The 16585-nt window shown below is 56.2% G+C and carries 17 protein-coding genes, 1 tRNA gene and 1 pseudogene; 3 read left to right on the top strand and 16 right to left on the bottom strand.

Translation table 11 applies throughout. The features are described from left to right. Positions 1-16: 16 nt before the first annotated feature. Positions 17-706 carry a siderophore-iron reductase FhuF gene (gene fhuF, locus AC3WJW_RS13365; RefSeq protein WP_493726304.1) on the bottom strand — a complete coding sequence of 230 codons (690 nt, stop codon included), beginning with the start codon at positions 704-706 and terminating at the stop codon, positions 17-19. Positions 707-905: 199 nt separating this feature from the next. Here fhuF and AC3WJW_RS13360 point away from each other — a divergent pair, with 199 nt between their 5' ends. Together AC3WJW_RS13360 and AC3WJW_RS13355 are read left to right on the top strand one after the other, a co-directional pair. Beyond that, the gene (locus AC3WJW_RS13360) at positions 906-2609 is read left to right on the top strand and encodes an ABC transporter ATP-binding protein/permease (RefSeq protein WP_493726303.1); all 1704 of its coding nucleotides are present in this window, start codon (positions 906-908) and stop codon (positions 2607-2609) included. A gap of 381 nt (positions 2610-2990) precedes the next feature. Further along, a complete protein-coding gene (locus AC3WJW_RS13355; protein WP_493726302.1) occupies positions 2991-3200 on the top strand; it encodes a hypothetical protein in 210 nt (69 codons plus the stop codon). 311 nt (positions 3201-3511) lie between these two features. On the opposite strand, the gene AC3WJW_RS13350 is transcribed toward AC3WJW_RS13355, so the two are convergent. The 6 genes from AC3WJW_RS13350 to AC3WJW_RS13325 form a co-directional block, all read right to left on the bottom strand. Beyond that, on the bottom strand, positions 3512-4522 hold the full coding sequence (locus AC3WJW_RS13350; protein ID WP_493726301.1) for a class I SAM-dependent methyltransferase: 1011 nt from the start codon (positions 4520-4522) through the stop codon (positions 3512-3514). A 50-nt stretch (positions 4523-4572) separates the two neighbouring features. After that, positions 4573-6075, bottom strand: a complete 1503-nt coding sequence (locus AC3WJW_RS13345; RefSeq protein WP_493726300.1) for an MBOAT family O-acyltransferase — start codon at positions 6073-6075, stop codon at positions 4573-4575. A 226-nt stretch (positions 6076-6301) separates the two neighbouring features. Then, positions 6302-6493 (bottom strand): hypothetical protein, encoded by a 192-nt coding sequence (locus tag AC3WJW_RS13340; protein WP_493726299.1) that lies wholly within the window; start codon positions 6491-6493, stop codon positions 6302-6304. Then, a complete protein-coding gene (locus AC3WJW_RS13335; protein ID WP_493726298.1) occupies positions 6490-6915 on the bottom strand; it encodes a cell wall hydrolase in 426 nt (141 codons plus the stop codon). The genes AC3WJW_RS13340 and AC3WJW_RS13335 overlap by 4 nt, the downstream gene beginning before the upstream one ends. A 406-nt stretch (positions 6916-7321) precedes the next feature. Continuing rightward, complete coding sequence (locus AC3WJW_RS13330) at positions 7322-7639, bottom strand: hypothetical protein (RefSeq protein WP_493726297.1); 318 nt, start codon at positions 7637-7639, stop codon at positions 7322-7324. A gap of 330 nt (positions 7640-7969) precedes the next feature. Then, positions 7970-8275 carry a hypothetical protein gene (locus AC3WJW_RS13325; RefSeq protein ID WP_218481330.1) on the bottom strand — a complete coding sequence of 102 codons (306 nt, stop codon included), beginning with the start codon at positions 8273-8275 and terminating at the stop codon, positions 7970-7972. Positions 8276-8465: 190 nt separating this feature from the next. Here AC3WJW_RS13325 and AC3WJW_RS13320 point away from each other — a divergent pair. Next, positions 8466-8756 (top strand): annotated as a pseudogene (locus tag AC3WJW_RS13320) (tyrosine-type recombinase/integrase); the annotation flags it as partial. Between the two features lie 79 nt (positions 8757-8835). Here the strand turns inward: AC3WJW_RS13320 and AC3WJW_RS13315 are convergent. The 9 genes from AC3WJW_RS13315 to thrS form a co-directional block, all read right to left on the bottom strand. Beyond that, positions 8836-8912 (bottom strand) — tRNA-Pro (locus tag AC3WJW_RS13315). A gap of 89 nt (positions 8913-9001) precedes the next feature. Next, positions 9002-9358 carry a MerR family transcriptional regulator gene (locus AC3WJW_RS13310; protein WP_003179985.1) on the bottom strand — a complete coding sequence of 119 codons (357 nt, stop codon included), beginning with the start codon at positions 9356-9358 and terminating at the stop codon, positions 9002-9004. Beyond that, entirely contained in the window at positions 9339-9641 is a 303-nt protein-coding gene (gene ihfA / locus AC3WJW_RS13305; RefSeq protein WP_002553164.1) for an integration host factor subunit alpha, read from the bottom strand. Before ihfA ends, AC3WJW_RS13310 begins: the two co-directional genes overlap by 20 nt. Before the next feature lie 3 nt (positions 9642-9644). Further along, positions 9645-12023 (bottom strand): phenylalanine--tRNA ligase subunit beta, encoded by a 2379-nt coding sequence (gene pheT, locus AC3WJW_RS13300; protein WP_493726296.1) that lies wholly within the window; start codon positions 12021-12023, stop codon positions 9645-9647. 26 nt (positions 12024-12049) lie between these two features. After that, entirely contained in the window at positions 12050-13066 is a 1017-nt protein-coding gene (pheS, locus tag AC3WJW_RS13295) for a phenylalanine--tRNA ligase subunit alpha (RefSeq protein WP_007975711.1), read from the bottom strand. Between the two features lie 109 nt (positions 13067-13175). Beyond that, complete coding sequence (gene rplT, locus AC3WJW_RS13290) at positions 13176-13532, bottom strand: 50S ribosomal protein L20 (RefSeq protein ID WP_007905879.1); 357 nt, start codon at positions 13530-13532, stop codon at positions 13176-13178. Positions 13533-13560: 28 nt separating this feature from the next. Then, positions 13561-13755 (bottom strand): 50S ribosomal protein L35, encoded by a 195-nt coding sequence (rpmI, locus tag AC3WJW_RS13285; RefSeq protein ID WP_002553160.1) that lies wholly within the window; start codon positions 13753-13755, stop codon positions 13561-13563. Between the two features lie 60 nt (positions 13756-13815). Then, positions 13816-14367: a translation initiation factor IF-3 gene (infC, locus tag AC3WJW_RS13280; protein WP_172435703.1), complete on the bottom strand. Its 552-nt coding sequence runs from the start codon at positions 14365-14367 to the stop codon at positions 13816-13818. Beyond that, positions 14367-16289, bottom strand: a complete 1923-nt coding sequence (gene thrS / locus AC3WJW_RS13275) for a threonine--tRNA ligase (protein ID WP_007975710.1) — start codon at positions 16287-16289, stop codon at positions 14367-14369. Before thrS ends, infC begins: the two co-directional genes overlap by 1 nt. Positions 16290-16585 lie beyond the last annotated feature (296 nt).

The raw sequence follows: 16585 nt of genomic DNA, 5'->3' as shown, positions 1-16585 counted from the left end.
GGGCCGGTACCGCCGCTCAACTGTCCTGGTAGATGTAGTGCAGGTAACTCACCTGCGCTTCCACCGGCAGTCGATGCAGCTTGGGGCAGGACTCGCAAAGCACGGGCGGTTCGCCTTCGACCGGCTCGTGCAACTGGTAATGCAGGCAGCAATGCCGACGCAATGGCAGACGGGGACAAATCTGCGGCGCGGGTGATTCCACCATGCGCTGCAGCCCGCGCAGCTTCAGGCGCCCGTCGTTCACCGTGACCTGCTCCAGCCACCGGTGCGCCTCGGCGAACCCGTCCCGGGACAGGTCGGCATCCATTCTCGCGAAGGCACCGTCCCAGATGGCAACCATGTTGCCCCACAATATTTTCGGCGCCAGGCCACCGGCGGCGGCCAGCGTGGCGAACAAGGGTGTCAGGTGCTCGTGGATCAAGCGTGACCAGTAGGCAGCACGGTCTTCAGGCGCGAGAAATGGCAATCGGTCGGCCAGTCCCAGCGCCTTGGGTTCACCGTCATCGTGAAACAACACGCCCTCCTTGCCCCAGAAATCGATCGTGCCATGCCGTGTGAGGCCACAGGCCAGGGCGGCCGGCAGGGCGATGCTCATATAGTTCATCGACCACTGCGACACCACGGCAGCGCGGTTCACTCCCGGATAGAGCAAGGCGAAGCGTGTCAGCAAGGGTTTCAGTACGGCGGGGTCGGCAACCTGGCTCAACGGGATCGAAGGCTGATCACCCGGTTCACGCCGTATGACCCGCTGGATCGGTGGCCAGGCCTGGCTGAGCCATTCTGGAAATTCGATAACGGCTCTCCCGTGACTTTCCCTAATTAATGCAAACGATTAGCATTGGCTGATCCTATCCTCCCTCCCTTGCAAACTCAACGTCGCTAGCGACCAGGCCTATCAAGACCACATGCAAACTCTCCGCAATTTCTGGCGTCTCGCAGGGCCGTTCTGGGCATCCGAACAGAAGTACCCGGCTTTGCTGCTGCTTGTGGCCACCGTGCTGATGACCCTGTGCCTGGTGGGCGTCAATATCCTCACCAACTTCTGGAACCTGCACTTCTACAACGCCTTGCAGGACAAGGACTACGCCGGGTTTCTGCTCGGTGGCCTGCAGTTCCTGCTGCTGCAGATCGGCACCGCGGCCTTTACCGTGGGCGCGTTTCACTTCCAGCAAAAACTGACGCTGCGCTGGCGTCGTTGGGCCACCCACAACCTGCTCGGTCAATGGCTGGACAGCCAGCGTTACCAGAAGCTGAAACTGACCGAAACCGATATCGACAACCCTGATCAGCGGATCGCCGAAGACATCGACCTGTTCATCGTCAAATCGCTCAAATTGAGCCTGGGGCTGTTGACGTCGGTGGTGTCGCTGTTTTCCTTTCTGCATATCCTCTGGCAGGCCTCCAGTCTGGTCAGCGTGCCGTTCGCCGGTGAGTCCCTGGTCATCCCGGGGTTGCTGGTGTGGATTGCCCTGGTCTACGCGCTGTTGGGCACGGGCCTGGCCTTCTGGCTGGGGCGCGCACTGCCACGGCTCAACTTCATGCAACAGCGGCGCGAAGCCGACTTCCGTTTCGCGCTGATGCGCCTGCGGGAAAATGCCGACTCGGTGGCCCAGTACCGTGGTGAAGCGGTGGAAAACACCCGTTTCAACCAACGCCTGGAGGCAGCGCTGGAGAACTTCTGGGCACTGGTGAAAAAGCAGAAGCTGATCATGGGTTACTCGACCTTCTACCTGCGCAGTGCCACGGTCATCCCGATGTTCATCATGGCGCCGCAGTTCTTCGCCGGCGCATTTCCACTTGGTCGCCTGACCCAGATAAGCGCCGCCTTCGGCGAAGTGCACGCGGCCATCGCCTACCTGGTGGAGGTGTTCCCGGAGCTGTCGGCGTGGAAATCGGTGATCGACCGGTTGATCGGATTCCAGGAGCGCCTGGACAACGTCGAGGTCAAGTCGAAGGTCACGCTCGAGCAGCAGTCCAGCGGACTTCATATCAAGGATCTGGATATCTGGCTGCCGAATGGCCGACGCCTGCTCAAAGGCTTCAACCTTTCACTCGCGCCCGGCGACAGCCTGCTGATCAGCGCGCCATCGGGCTATGGCAAATCGACGCTGATACGTACCGTCACCGGGCTTTGGCACCATGCGTCCGGCTCGACCTCCTACGACCGTGAGCGCGCACTGACGCTGTCGCAAAAACCTTATCTGCCGCTGGGCAGCCTGCGCGAGGCGCTGTGGTACCCCAACCCGCCCCGCCACGAAGAAGATGCCGACCTGTGCCTGGCAATGCAGCAAGTCGGCCTGCAGCACCTGAGCGATCAACTGGATGAGGATCGCGACTGGACCCAGACCCTGAGCATCGGCGAACAGCAACGCTGTGCCTTCGTGCGGGCACTGATGGCCCGCCCGACCGTGCTGTTCCTGGACGAAAGCAGTTCGGCGCTGGATGCGGCGAACGAAGCGCGCTGCTATCAGCTGCTCAAGCAAACCCTGCCGGAGACGATCATGATCAGCGTCGGCCACAATGCCTCGCTGGAGCGCTTTCACTGGCAAGTCCTGGAACTGCAAAGTGAAGCCCAGTGGGTGCATCGGGAGGTGAGGCAGGCGGTTTGAGTTCGTGGGCTTCGGATGTGGAGCGACAGAAATTCAGACGAAGATTCCATCCAGAGCCAGCTGTTTTGTATGGGTAAAAACGACCTGAAATAAAAAAGGGTCGCGAGATTAAATCTCGCGACCCCTTGAATTATAGGGTCGGGATGGAGTGATTCGAACACTCGAACCCTGGCACTCCATGCACGCAGGACCCATGCAAGACCCTTTGTTTTGGCCGTAATCATTGGCGCTCGCTGCAACCGAATGCCCAGAAGTGCTTACAGGCGCGTGAGAAAGTCACGCACGCCTTTATTCCCCTCCCCCGGCGTCCTGCCGACGAACACCATTCCCTTTATGCGCTACTTCCCGGTGCTACGCTGAAATCTCCACGGAGGATTCACGATGCCAAATTCTGATCTACTCCCTTCCCTGCTTTACAAGCTCAACGAAAACCAGCTCGCCCTGGATGCAGCCATCATGGAGCTGTCCAACTGGGTCGAGCAGCGCGGATCAGCCGACGTCGCCGACAACGTGTGCGGCGCCCTGGACACCATCGACAAGAACGAAGAGTTCATCAGGATGACGCTCGCGGTGATGATGGCTCCCCAATGACCGCTATCGGCCACCTTCGGCCCTTCAAGGAAGCACTCCAAAGCTGTCGTTGAATCTTTCTGAACGTATGCTTCAGTGAGTTGGCACCATTGTCGAGCCTTCCCCTAGGAGCCGGCTTGATTGACCTCTCTGCCCCCCATCACATCATCATTAAAACTCAATAAATGATGCGGCTCGAATTGATGAATGGGGCAGCCAGCTCACTACATCCTGGAGTTATGGAAGGGTAGTCCATTCGCTTGTTCTTCTTGCGTGGTGCTATTTCGACACGGACGACAAGAAACCATCTCTGGATTTTTTGAGGCTAGACCTTACAGTCCAGCTGAGGCGTTAGCCTCTGAATCCTCTTTCAACGCAGGCTTTAGTATGTTCGCGAGGACAGTGGTTCGCGCACCGCTATACGCGCAATTTAAGTGCCAAATCGAATCGAAGAACGCTTCCGGAGGGAAATAAAATTCCTTTGCATCTCCCAGTACGTTTACGCCCGTTGCCCTGACTTGACTTAAAAGACCGTTGAGAGCCTTCTCGTAATCAGGCTGTTGCGACTGAGAGTCCGCCACGGTGATAGACGGAACAACGAATAAAACTCCGCCAAGCTTAGAAATTTTCTCCGATGTTTTCTTAAGTAACTTCAGCACATTTTCATTTACATTAGGGGCTACCCCTATTGAATAACTTGTCGCCGGGTTGACGTTTCCACAGGCATTTAACATATCTCCATATTTATTTATATTTATGTAACTCCACGAAAAAGAAGTCGTAGCCCCACCATTCTGAGCTTGATATTGCTCCATCGCTTCTTGCTTTGATAGAACTTTTCGTAGTGGAAAGTTTGTCAGTGCTTGCGCGGCGCTATCCTTTGTTAATAGGTTGTTATAAAGCACTTGAGGTTTAACAGCTGCTAAATAACTAAGCTTTTTCAGCGGACTAAGTGACTCAAAGTAAGCCCTGTCCCAAGCTACGATTTGATCAATCATCCAATCTTCTGGTTTATTGAAATCACGAGCGTAGTAGGCCCAATTCAGAGGCATAACTACAATATCGCCAGCTCTTACGTTACGTTCAGCAAAATCTGTTAGCCAATCTAGCGGTAGCCCGCCATGCAGCGACATGTTAACGACAGGGCGCCCAAGTTCCTTTTCCAGTTGCGGGCTATCTACCCCGAAAAGTGAACTTGAATCACCGATGAGAAGAACGCGGCGCCCAGCCGTATTTTGGGCGGCGTTCTCTTTTAGGTATATCCAGTTCAGCAGGTCGTAGGATGCCGGGATTGGTGCGCCAAGCTGGTAAACGAATGCTGAGTAGTATGCACCAAAAGCCACCACTGATGCGCAGATCACAGATAAAGCGTAAGTTCTATATAGGTTCATAGTTAGAATTGAAAATATAAGAATGGGCTGATGACAGATGTCCCAAAGGTCGATGTTAGGCTGACGCCTATTAGTGCAGCGGTAATCATCCCCGCGCCTACACTCACCATTGAACTAACTCGCTGTTTTTCGTGACCACCTTCGCCTTTGCTTTCTTCTAAAAGATTCAGTAGTTCGTAAGCGTTCGGGAATACCCAAATTATTACCATCGAGACAATCAGGTAGAAGATGAATGTCAGGGTACTGAGCTTGTCGAATACGGACTCCCAAACAACTGCATCCTGTAGGCCCGCCATCGCAACAATTATTGCCTCTGCAGAATGAATGGTGTCAGCACGAAAGAACACCCAGGCAATCACGACAACGCTGAAGGTCAGTAGCACGCCGAGCGGGGCAGTCAGGGCCTTTGGCAGTACTCCAGATAGACGAAGAGCTGGTGGTAATTTTTGGAACAAGTGGTTTACGCAGAGGTATGTGCCGTGAAGTGCGCCCCAAACTACAAAGGTCCAGTTTGCACCATGCCATAGGCCGCCGAGCAGCATGGTCAACATCAGGTTGGTCAGGCGACGGGCCTCGCCATTTCGATTTCCACCGAGTGGAATGTAGAGGTAGTCCCTCAGAAACTGAGACAGCGTCATATGCCAGCGTCGCCAGAACTCAATGATACTCTGTGCTTTATAAGGGGAGTTGAAGTTGATGGGCAGTTTGATTCCGAACAGCATCGACAGGCCTATGGCCATATCGGAGTAGCCAGAGAAATCGAAGTATATTTGCAACGTGTACGCCATTGCGCCGGTCCAGGCGATCATCGGCCCAATGGCCTGACCCGCCGCTGCGGCATGAAAAACCGGATCGGCGTAGGCGCTGATCGGGTCAGCTAGCAAAAGCTTTTTACCGAGGCCAATGGCGAAGAGTGCGAGACCAATTGCGATGTTTTTAGAGCGAACTTTATAGATAGATGGGTCGCGAAACTGCGGCATCATCTGTCCGTGATGCAAGATCGGGCCGGCGATGAGGTGGGGGAACCAAGTCACAAACAGCAGGTAGTGCCAGAAATTGTATTCCTTCGCTTTGCCTTTCCAAGCGTCTACCAGAAAAGCGATCTGGGTAAATGTGAAGAAAGAAATACCGAGAGGCAGCACCAACTCCAACATTGGCATGTGCACGCCAGTCGACCTTGCGATCTCGCCCAGAAAGAAATTAGAGTATTTGTAATAGCAGAGCAGCATCAGGTTGCTGATTACGCCGACGAACAGGGCTGCTTTGGCCCTGTGGCGGGCACGTTCCTGGTTCATCGCAATGATGTACCCGACCGTGTAGTTGAATACTATCGACGCCAAAAGGAGTGGGATGTAGGTAGTACTCCACCACCCGTAGAAAAAAACTGACGTAGCAGCCAGCCAAATGGCCGCCGCATTTTTGCCCAATATGCGCGCCAGCAGGAAAAATCCCACGAAGACGACAGGGAGAAAGCAAAAAATGAATTCGAATGAGGTAAAAAGCATGACACCGCTGTCTCTAATTTTTTTGACGCGGAACCCTAAATGATTTGAATCCTTAAAAATAGCCGATATATGATCGCGCCATTCAACGCGCGGGCCGACTCCAAGCCAAGCCCCCCCTCAGCACAAGCGCCCGCCTTCGCCGCAATGATCATCGAATCCGCTCGGGCGATTTGAGCGAGAAGCTTTTCGGCCTATCGTTAGGCTCAGTTCTAAACCTTCCATGCTGCTATCTTTCGTTGAGGGTCGGTACAGGATGGCGCCACGATAGCCTCATGGCACCGGCGTCGCGGGCATTCCATGCCGACTGCCACTGTTCATCCGTTACCGTTACGCCGTGGTGATAGGCGCCGAACAGCGCCCCGGCCGCCAGAGTCAGTGCAGCGATGTAAGGAAGGATCCGCAGCCAGATCGGTTTCATGGCACGTCCTTGAAGAAGACGTGCCCATCCAGCTTGAGGGTCTGCTTCGCCTTCGCCGCCCAGGCCGGAGGCGCCTTCATGGCGATCGCGTAATAGTGCGTGGCACCGCCGGCGGGATCCGACACCTTTCCATCGATCACCTGGTCAGCGGCAATCCGCGCCTGGGCCAGTTCGCGGAACGGTATCTGTTTTGCGCCGCTCAGGTAGGCAAAGTTCGGGTCGCTCCGGTTCCAGCAACTGAACTGGTAGGGTTTCTGGCACACGCCCGCATAGCCCTCCCCCCACCACGACTTGTCCTTGCCGTCGTTCACGCGGTTGCGGATGGTCCAGGCCACGGCGATCCGGCCGGCCAGGGATTCGCCGCGGGCCTCGCCCCACAACGTGCGGGCGAGGATGTCGCGGTCTCTCTCGGATGCGGTCATTATCAACTGGTTGCATCCGGATGGGTCGCCATCCCTGCAGAGGTTTCGCTCGAAGAGGCTCAGGCCGCCAAGCTGTTCTGCGCCGCCGGCGCCTGGCATCAGGTGAAGGTCGCAGCATGAAGCGCATCAGCAACCAGGTGCGCCAGCGCCGACGACAGACATGGCTGGATCTACCGGCCCACGAAATTGAAGAGGCAGGCCATGGCCGCCCACGGCATCAACAACCAGCAGGATATTCACTAGCGGCTTCTGAAGAACCTGGTCGGCGCCGACTTCGAGACTCAGGCTTGGATGCTGCGGAATTTCACGACACCTTATGAGCTTACAGAAAAGGTGTCGCGAGCATTTTACGAAAAGAGCATCGCTGAGATAAAGCGAGAACCGGGCGACGAGATCATCGACCCAGTTAATCCTTGAATGTGACGTGCCCGCTTCCCGCCCTGGCAATATCAATCAGCTGGTTCTGCATCAAAAGCCCAAGATCATTGATGGTCAAGTGGGAGCCTCCACGCTTGGCACAAACTGCCAAATCAACAAGCTGATTTGCCATTTTGCCCTTGGCTGAAACTTCAAGAGCTGCGCCAGCGGAAAGCAACTCTTCCAACTGGTTCTGCATTTTTGTGGCGATAGTCATTTTTTCCCCTTGATCCGGCTCCATGCCGGACCCAACACAAATACCCCACTTCAACGAACCAAACCAGTTTTGTGACGCACCTTCGCGCACTCCTATTCGCATCCCCGCTGTCGCGTCCGGTCACGGAGGGCGGCGCCTACTCTCACCACTTATTGGAAAAGTAAAGCATGAGGCATCCAACTCCGGTGGCGACGAAGCCCTTAAATATGTCATACCCGGACCCGTCGCCTACAACGAACAGGTATATTTTTGAGCTCAGAAAAATTAGCGCGAAGAACAGCACGATAAATGATATCCAGCGCTGAGCCCGGAACCTGCTTTTTTCGCTGCCGTACCAAAACATCACAATCCTCCCTGAATGCACAAACCATACGATACATTGTGCTGCGCATCCGGTCACGGGAGGGCGCGCCTGATTGATTAATCCTCGAGCATGGGACTACCTGATGTTGCTTCAGCCCATTCGCAACCTAGCCGGAATGGATTGTTTGGATCATCCCAACTATTGACCTGGGATGGGGTAAGCGAATCGACGGTGATGTGTAGTTCGTTGACGAACGAGCCATCCGGTCTGAAAACCATCGCATAGATCGTCCTAAAGCCGCCTTGTGGATCAGTCACGTAGATTTCGGAAAGGTCACCATTCTGGTGAGTCATCTCCATTACTTCAACACCCGGCTGTCCATAGATAAATCGATGGTAGTAGTCCGTTCTTGCCAATCGCATTGCTCTCTCCTTGACCCAGCCCCATGCCGGGCGAACACAAATACCCCACTTCAACCCCAAGTGCCACCATCCTTTAGGTGACGACATGCCTGATATGTACTCAGAGCAGCGCACACGGCTACTCAGGGAAATGATTTCCTACGATCCTCTGACTGGTCAGTTTGCCTGGAAAGTTGATCACTCCAGGCGAAAAGCGGGCGAGCCAGCGGCGAAACTCTGGCAGGAGGAAAACCTTCGCCCCGCTCACCCAGGTTATGCATCCATCAGGATCCATGACCTCAAACACACATTTGGCCGTCGGCTACGCGCGGCAGGCGTCACCGAGGACGACCGCAAGGCACTTCTGGGCCACAAGAACGGCAGCATCACCAGTCACTACTCGGGCGCTGAGCTTGGGCATCTGATTGAAGCTGCAAACATGGTATCAGCAACCGATTCGCGTGGACCGGTCCTGACAATCTTGAAGAGGAAGCAGGCGTGAAAAATAGAGAAGTCACGCAAAAGTCACGCACATGAAAAAGGCCAATGCTGTGAACATTGGCCTAAGTCATTGAAAAATATGGTCGGGACGGAGTGATTCGAACACTCGACCCCTAGCACCCCATGCTAGTGCGCTACCGGACTGCGCTACGCCCCGACTAGGCGTGTTACTCATCCCTCACCTCGAGGAACGCTCAAGAATATATCGCAAGCTTTTGAAAACTGGAAGTATTTAAAAGCAGGAATTTATTTCTTGAGTACCACCAGAACATCTTCGAGCTCGGCGATCATCTGGCGGATCATTTGCTTGTATTGGGTGGTGTCGTCTTTGGCTTCATCACCGGACAAACGCAAACGCGCTCCGCCGATGGTGAACCCCTGATCATAAAGAAGCGCGCGGATCTGCCGGATCATCAGCACGTCCTGGCGCTGATAATACCGGCGGTTTCCGCGGCGTTTGACCGGGTTGAGTTGAGGAAACTCCTGCTCCCAGTAGCGCAGCACGTGTGGTTTTACCGCACACAGCTCGCTGACTTCACCAATGGTGAAGTAGCGTTTGCCCGGGATGACGGGGAGCTCGTCGTTATGACTTGGTTCCAGCATAAGCCTCAACTCGGGCCTTCAACTTCTGCCCTGGACGAAAGGTGACCACACGGCGAGCCGTGATCGGGATTTCTTCCCCCGTTTTCGGATTGCGGCCAGGCCGCTGGCGTTTGTCCCGAAGGTCGAAATTGCCGAAACCGGACAATTTGACTTGTTCGTTGTCTTCAAGAGCGTGCCTGATTTCTTCAAAAAACAGTTCGACCAATTCCTTGGCCTCCCGTTTATTCAGGCCCAGCTCTTCATACAGACGTTCCGCCATCTCAGCTTTCGTCAGAGCCCCCATACGTCACTTCCTTAACGTGGCGTTCAACCTTTGTTCGAGCGAGGTGAGGATGTTTTGCGTTGCGGTATTCACCTCATCGTCATTAAGAGTGCGCGATGGATGCTGCCAGGTCAAGCCGACTGCGAGGCTTTTTCTATCAGGATCAATGCCTTTACCTTGATACACGTCAAATAGCCTGAGGTCTGTCAGCCATTCGCCTGCATTTTCACGGATTACGTCCAGTACAGCCGTGGCTGCAACATCTTTGTGCGCAATCAGTGCAAGGTCACGACGCACTTCAGGAAAGCGCGATAACTCGTGGAACTTAGGCATTTTTCCCGACGCGACTTCCGCCAGAACCAACTCGAAGACGAAGACCGGACGGTCGAGGCCGAGGGTTTTCGATAATTCGGGGTGGATCGCGCCAATGAAGCCGACCAGACGACCATCGCGTTCGATGCGTGCGGTTTGGCCCGGGTGCAATGCCGGGTGCTTGCCTGGCACGAAAGTGAACGCATCCAGGGCACCGGCGAAGCCGAGCACCGCTTCCACGTCAGCCTTGACGTCAAAGAAGTCGACGGTATCGCGACCCTGCGCCCAGCCTTCCGGCAGGCGACTGCCGCAAACCACACCGGCGAGCATCGGCTCTTGCTTCAGGCCTTCGAGCTGACCAACGAAACGCAGGCCGCTTTCGAACAGGCGTACGCGATCCTGTTGACGGTTCAGGTTGTGCTGAAGCGCCTTGACCAGACCTGGCCACAAGGACGAACGCATGGCGGCCATGTCATTGGAGATCGGATTGGCGAGCAGCAACGGCTCAACACCCGGATTAAACAGTTCGAATTGTTTCGGATCGATGAAGCTGTAGGTAATTGCTTCCTGATAGCCACGGGCAACCAGCAGGCGGCGCAGTTCAGGCAGGTCGCTACGGGCTTCGGCCTTGGCTTGCGGCGCCAGACGCGCTTGCGGATAACGAACCGGCAGACGGTTGTAGCCGTACAGGCGTGCCAGCTCTTCGATCAGGTCGACTTCCAGGCTGATATCGAAGCGATGGCTTGGCACTTCTACGCGCCACTGCCCTGCCCCGTCGGCAGTAATGGCCAGGCCCAAGGCATTGAGCAGACGCTCCACTTCAGCCGAATCCATTTCCATACCCAGCATCTGGGTAATGCGCTGGGCACGCAGGGTGACCGGAGCAATTTTCGGCAGGTGCTGTTCGCTGACGGTCTCGATGATCGGACCCGCTTCACCGCCGGTGATTTCCAGCAGCAGGCCAGTCGCGCGCTCCATGGCCTCGCGGGCCAGCTGCCAGTCCACGCCACGCTCATAGCGATGGGATGCATCGGTGTGCAGGCCATAGGAACGGGCCTTGCCTGCCACGGCGATCTGGTCGAAGAAGGCACTTTCCAAGAACACGTCACGCGTGGTCGCGGACACACCGCTGTGCTCGCCACCCATGACACCGGCGATTGCCAGTGCGCGGGAGTGGTCGGCAATCACCAGCGTATCGCTGCGCAGGCTGACTTCCTGACCGTCGAGCAGCACCAGCTTCTCGCCGTCTTCGGCCATGCGCACACGGATGCCGCCGTTGATTTCGGCGAGATCGAAGGCGTGCAGCGGCTGACCCAGCTCCAGCATCACGTAGTTGGTGATGTCGACGGCAGCATCGATGCTGCGCACGTCGGCACGACGCAGGCGCTCTACCATCCACAGCGGCGTAGGCCTGGACAGGTCAACGTTACGGATCACACGACCCAGGTAGCGCGGGCACGCGGCGGGCGCCAACACTTCTACCGAACGCACTTCGTCATGCGCGGCAGGCACCGAAGCCACTACCGGACGGCTGACCGGAGCGGCGTACAAAGCACCCACTTCACGGGCCAGGCCGGCCAGGGACAGGCAGTCGCCACGGTTCGGGGTCAGGTCGACCTCGATGCTGGCGTCTTCCAGGTCCAGGTAAACACGGAAATCTTCGCCCACCGGCGCATCGGCCGGCAGCTCCATCAGACCGTCGTTACCTTCACCGACCTGCAGCTCGGATTGCGAGCACAGCATGCCGTTGGATTCAACGCCACGCAGCTTGGCCTTCTTGATCTTGAAGTCGCCAGGCAACTCGGCGCCGATCATGGCGAAAGGAATCTTCAGGCCCGGGCGCACGTTGGGCGCACCGCAAACCACCTGGAAGGTTTCAGAACCGTTGCTGACCTGGCACACACGCAGCTTGTCGGCGTCCGGGTGCTGCTCGGTGCTCAGCACCTCGCCAACCACCACGCCACTGAAAACACCGGCGGCCGGCGTAACGCTATCGACCTCAAGACCGGCCATCGACAGACGAGCAACCAGCTCGTCGCGACTTACCTGCGGGCTAACCCAGCCACGCAGCCATTGTTCACTGAATTTCATCCTGCTCTCCTAAGAATTCGTTACGACTAGCGAAATTGCGCGAGGAACCGCAAGTCGTTGTCGAAGAACAGACGCAAGTCGTTCACGCCGTAACGCAGCATGGCCAGACGCTCAACGCCCATGCCGAAGGCAAAGCCCGAGAACTCTTCCGGGTCGATCCCGGACATGCGCAGCACGTTCGGGTGAACCATGCCGCAGCCCATCACTTCCAGCCAGCCGGTCTGCTTGCAGACGCGGCAGCCTTTACCGCTGCACATCACGCATTCCATGTCGACTTCAGCGGATGGCTCGGTGAACGGGAAGTACGAAGGACGGAAACGCACCGCCAGTTCCTTTTCGAAGAACACCCGCAGGAACTCTTCGATGGTGCCTTTGAGGTCAGCGAAATTGATGTCGCGATCGATCAGCAGGCCTTCGACCTGGTGGAACATCGGCGAGTGGGTGATATCGGAGTCGCTGCGGTAGACGCGGCCCGGGCAGACGATGCGGATCGGCGGCTGCTTGGACTCCATGGTGCGGACCTGTACCGGCGAGGTATGGGTGCGCAACAGCATGTTCGCATTGAAATAGAAGGTGTCATGCATCGACCGGGCCGGGTGATGGCCTGGGATGTTGAGCGCTTCGAAGTTGTGATAGTCGTCTTCGACCTCAGGGCCTTCGGCGATGCCGTAGCCGATACGGGTGAAGAATTGTTCGACGCGTTCCAGAGTGCGGGTAACCGGATGCAGACCACCGGAGGTCTGACCACGGCCAGGCAGGGTCACGTCAATGGACTCGGCAGAGAGTTTGGCAGCCAGATCGGCTTCTTCAAACAATGCCTTGCGCGCATTAAGGACCTCTGTGACACGCTCCTTGGCAACGTTGATCAGCGCACCGACCTGCGGACGCTCTTCTGCCGGCAAATTCCCCAGGGTCTTCATCACCTGAGTCAATTCACCCTTCTTGCCAAGGTAGTGAACCCGGATTTGCTCCAGGGCATTGATATCTTCAGCGCTTTGCACAGCCTCTAGTGCTTGAGAGACGAGCGCATCCAGGTTTTCCATGTACAGACTCCAGATACAAAATAGGGGAAGAGCTTGAAGGCTCTTCCCCTATTTATGACGTTTAACACCTGACCCCACAGATGCGAGGCCGGGTGACTGTCGGGGGTACTTAAGCCAAGGTGGCTTTAGCTTTCTCGACAATCGCAGCAAACGCCGCTTTTTCGTTCACTGCCAGATCAGCCAGAACCTTACGGTCGATCTCGATGGACGCTTTTTTCAGGCCGGCGATGAAACGGCTGTAGGACAGACCGTTGATACGAGCACCAGCGTTGATACGAGCGATCCACAGAGCGCGGAACTGACGTTTTTTCTGACGACGGTCACGGTAGGCGTATTGGCCTGCCTTGATTACCGCTTGCTTGGCAACACGGAATACGCGGGAGCGTGCGCCGTAGTAGCCTTTAGCAAGTTTCAGAATTTTTTTGTGACGCTTACGGGCAATGACGCCACGCTTTACACGAGCCATGAGTTACTTCCTCTATTCTTGACTAAAATTAACGAAGGCGCAGCATGCGCTCGACTTTTGCCACGTCAGACGGATGCAGCAAGCTGCTACCGCGCAGTTGACGCTTACGCTTGGTCGACATTTTGGTCAGGATGTGGCTCTTGAAAGCGTGCTTGTGCTTGATACCGTTAGCAGTTTTCAGAAACCGCTTAGCAGCACCACTTTTGGTCTTCATTTTTGGCATGTTCGGATACTCCGCATTCAGTTGATAAACATAATCAGAAGGCCTGCCGTGCCCTGTTGATTACTTCTTCTTTTTCGGGGCGATGACCATGATCAGCTGGCGTCCTTCCATCTTAGGATGCTGTTCGACCGAACCGTACTCGAGCAAGTCACCTTCAACTCGCTTGAGGAGTTCCATCCCCAGCTCCTGGTGGGCCATCTCACGGCCGCGGAATCGCAAGGATACCTTGGCCCTGTCCCCGTCACTCAGGAAACGTACCAGGTTGCGCAGTTTTACCTGGTAATCCCCTTCCTCCGTCCCTGGACGAAACTTGATTTCTTTAACCTGGATCTGCTTCTGGTTTTTCTTGGCCGCAGCAATCTGCTTCTTCTTTTCGAAGATCGATTTGCCGTAGTCCATCAGTTTGCAAACAGGTGGTACTGCATCGGCGGAAATCTCCACCAGATCCAGCTTGGCCTCTTCAGCCTTAAGAAGCGCGTCTTCGATTGACACAATCCCGAGCTGTTCACCTTCAGCCCCAATTAACCGAACCTCGCGTGCCGAGATATTCTCGTTGATCGGGGCTTTCGGTGCAGTTCGTTTATCTTGTCTCATTTCACGCTTAATAATAATTACTCCGAATCTTGGCGACCACGCCGGGAAACCGCTTGGGCGAGGAACTCAGCGAACTGGGCGACGGGCATCGAGCCCAGGTCAGCACCTTCACGAGTACGCACAGCGACAGTCTGCATCTCGACTTCCCGATCTCCGATAACCAAGAGATAAGGAACCTTGAGCAAAGTATGCTCGCGGATTTTAAAGCCGATCTTTTCATTTCTCAAGTCAGACTTGGCACGAAACCCGCTTTCGTTGAGAGTTTTTTCCACTTCGGCGGCAAAATCAGCCTGTTTATCAGTGATATTCATCACCACTGCCTGGGTCGGAGCCAGCCACGCAGGGAACGCGCCCTCGTAGTGCTCGATCAGGATTCCGACGAACCGCTCGAAGGACCCCAGGATCGCCCGGTGCAACATCACCGGGTGCTTGCGGCTGTTGTCTTCGGAGACGTATTCGGCTCCCAGACGCACAGGCAGGTTAAAATCGAGCTGCAGGGTACCACATTGCCAGACGCGACCGAGGCAATCTTTCAGCGAGAACTCGATCTTCGGACCGTAGAACGCACCTTCGCCCGGCTGCAGATCGTACGGCAGGCCCGCGCTGTCAAGGGCTGCGGCCAGTGCCGCTTCGGCACGATCCCAAAGCTCGTCGGAACCGACGCGTTTTTCCGGACGAGTGGACAGCTTCATCTCGACATCTTTAAAGCCGAAATCGGCGTAGACATCCATGGTCAGCTTGATGAACGCGGCGGACTCGGCCTGCATCTGCTCTTCGGTGCAGAAGATGTGGGCGTCGTCCTGGGTGAATGCGCGCACACGCATGATGCCGTGCAAGGCACCCGATGGCTCGTTACGGTGGCATGCACCGAACTCGGCCAGGCGCATCGGCAGCTCGCGGTAGCTCTTCAGGCCCTGGTTGAACACCTGCACGTGGCAAGGGCAGTTCATTGGCTTGATCGCGTAGTCGCGGTTTTCCGACTGGGTGGTGAACATGTTGTCGGCGTAGTTGGCCCAGTGCCCGGATTTCTCCCACAGGCTGCGGTCAACCACTTGCGGCGTCTTGATTTCGAGGTAGCCGTTGTCGCGCTGAACCTTGCGCATGTACTGCTCGAGTACCTGGTACAGAGTCCAGCCGTTCGGGTGCCAGAACACCATGCCCGGCGACTCTTCCTGGGTGTGGAACAGGCCCAGGCGCTTGCCGATCTTGCGGTGGTCGCGTTTTTCGGCCTCTTCGATGCGCTGGATGTAAGCCGCCAGTTGCTTCTTGTCCGCCCATGCGGTGCCGTAGACGCGCTGCAATTGCTCGTTCTTGGCATCGCCACGCCAGTAGGCGCCGGACAGCTTGGTCAGCTTGAAGGATTTCAGGAAGCGGGTGTTCGGCACGTGCGGACCGCGGCACATGTCGACGTATTCTTCGTGATAGTACAGGCCCATGGCCTGTTCGTTCGGCATGTCCTCGACCAGGCGCAACTTGTAGTCTTCGCCACGGGCCTTGAACACTTCGATCACTTCGGCGCGCGGAGTGACTTTCTTGATCACGTCGTAATCTTTCTCGATCAGCTGCTGCATGCGCTGTTCGATGGCCGCCAGGTCGTCCGGAGTGAAAGGACGCTCGAAGGCGATGTCGTAATAGAAACCTTCGTCGATGACCGGACCGATGACCATCTTGGCGGTCGGGTACAACTGCTTGACCGCATGGCCAACCAGGTGGGCGCAAGAGTGGCGAATGATCTCCAGCCCCTCTTCATCCTTTGGCGTGATGATTTGCAGCGACGCGTCGCTGTCGATGATATCGCTGGCGTCGACCAGCTTGCCATCGACCTTGCCCGCAACGGTGGCCTTGGCCAGGCCTGCACCGATGGATGCGGCGACCTCGGCTACGGAAACCGGGTGATCGAATGAACGTTGACTGCCGTCGGGAAGAGTAATAGTTGGCATGGCGCCTCCTCTCCTAGTGGTGACCCCTACCAAAGGTCACGTGGGTTGGGATGAGCCAGTACAAGATCCGGTCCAGGCCATTCAATGACGAACGCCTGCCTTACAGCGGCAGGAGCCTTGCGGCCAACCGGAAAACCGAACCAGAGTGACTGGGATTCAAATCAGGATTAATCGCGCATCTGCCGCCACCGGGACTGAAGGTCCGTCGGAGCCTGCAAACGCCCGAGCGGGGCATGCTAGCACAGATGAACGGTTATCGGCCTGCACGCAATCAGACGGTGAAAATTTCCTCACTT

This window comes from Pseudomonas sp. GW821-FHT07G06 (genome assembly GCF_058986625.1).
Note: the sequence above shows the minus strand (reverse complement) of the source record. Positions and strands in the feature narration are given on the sequence as shown.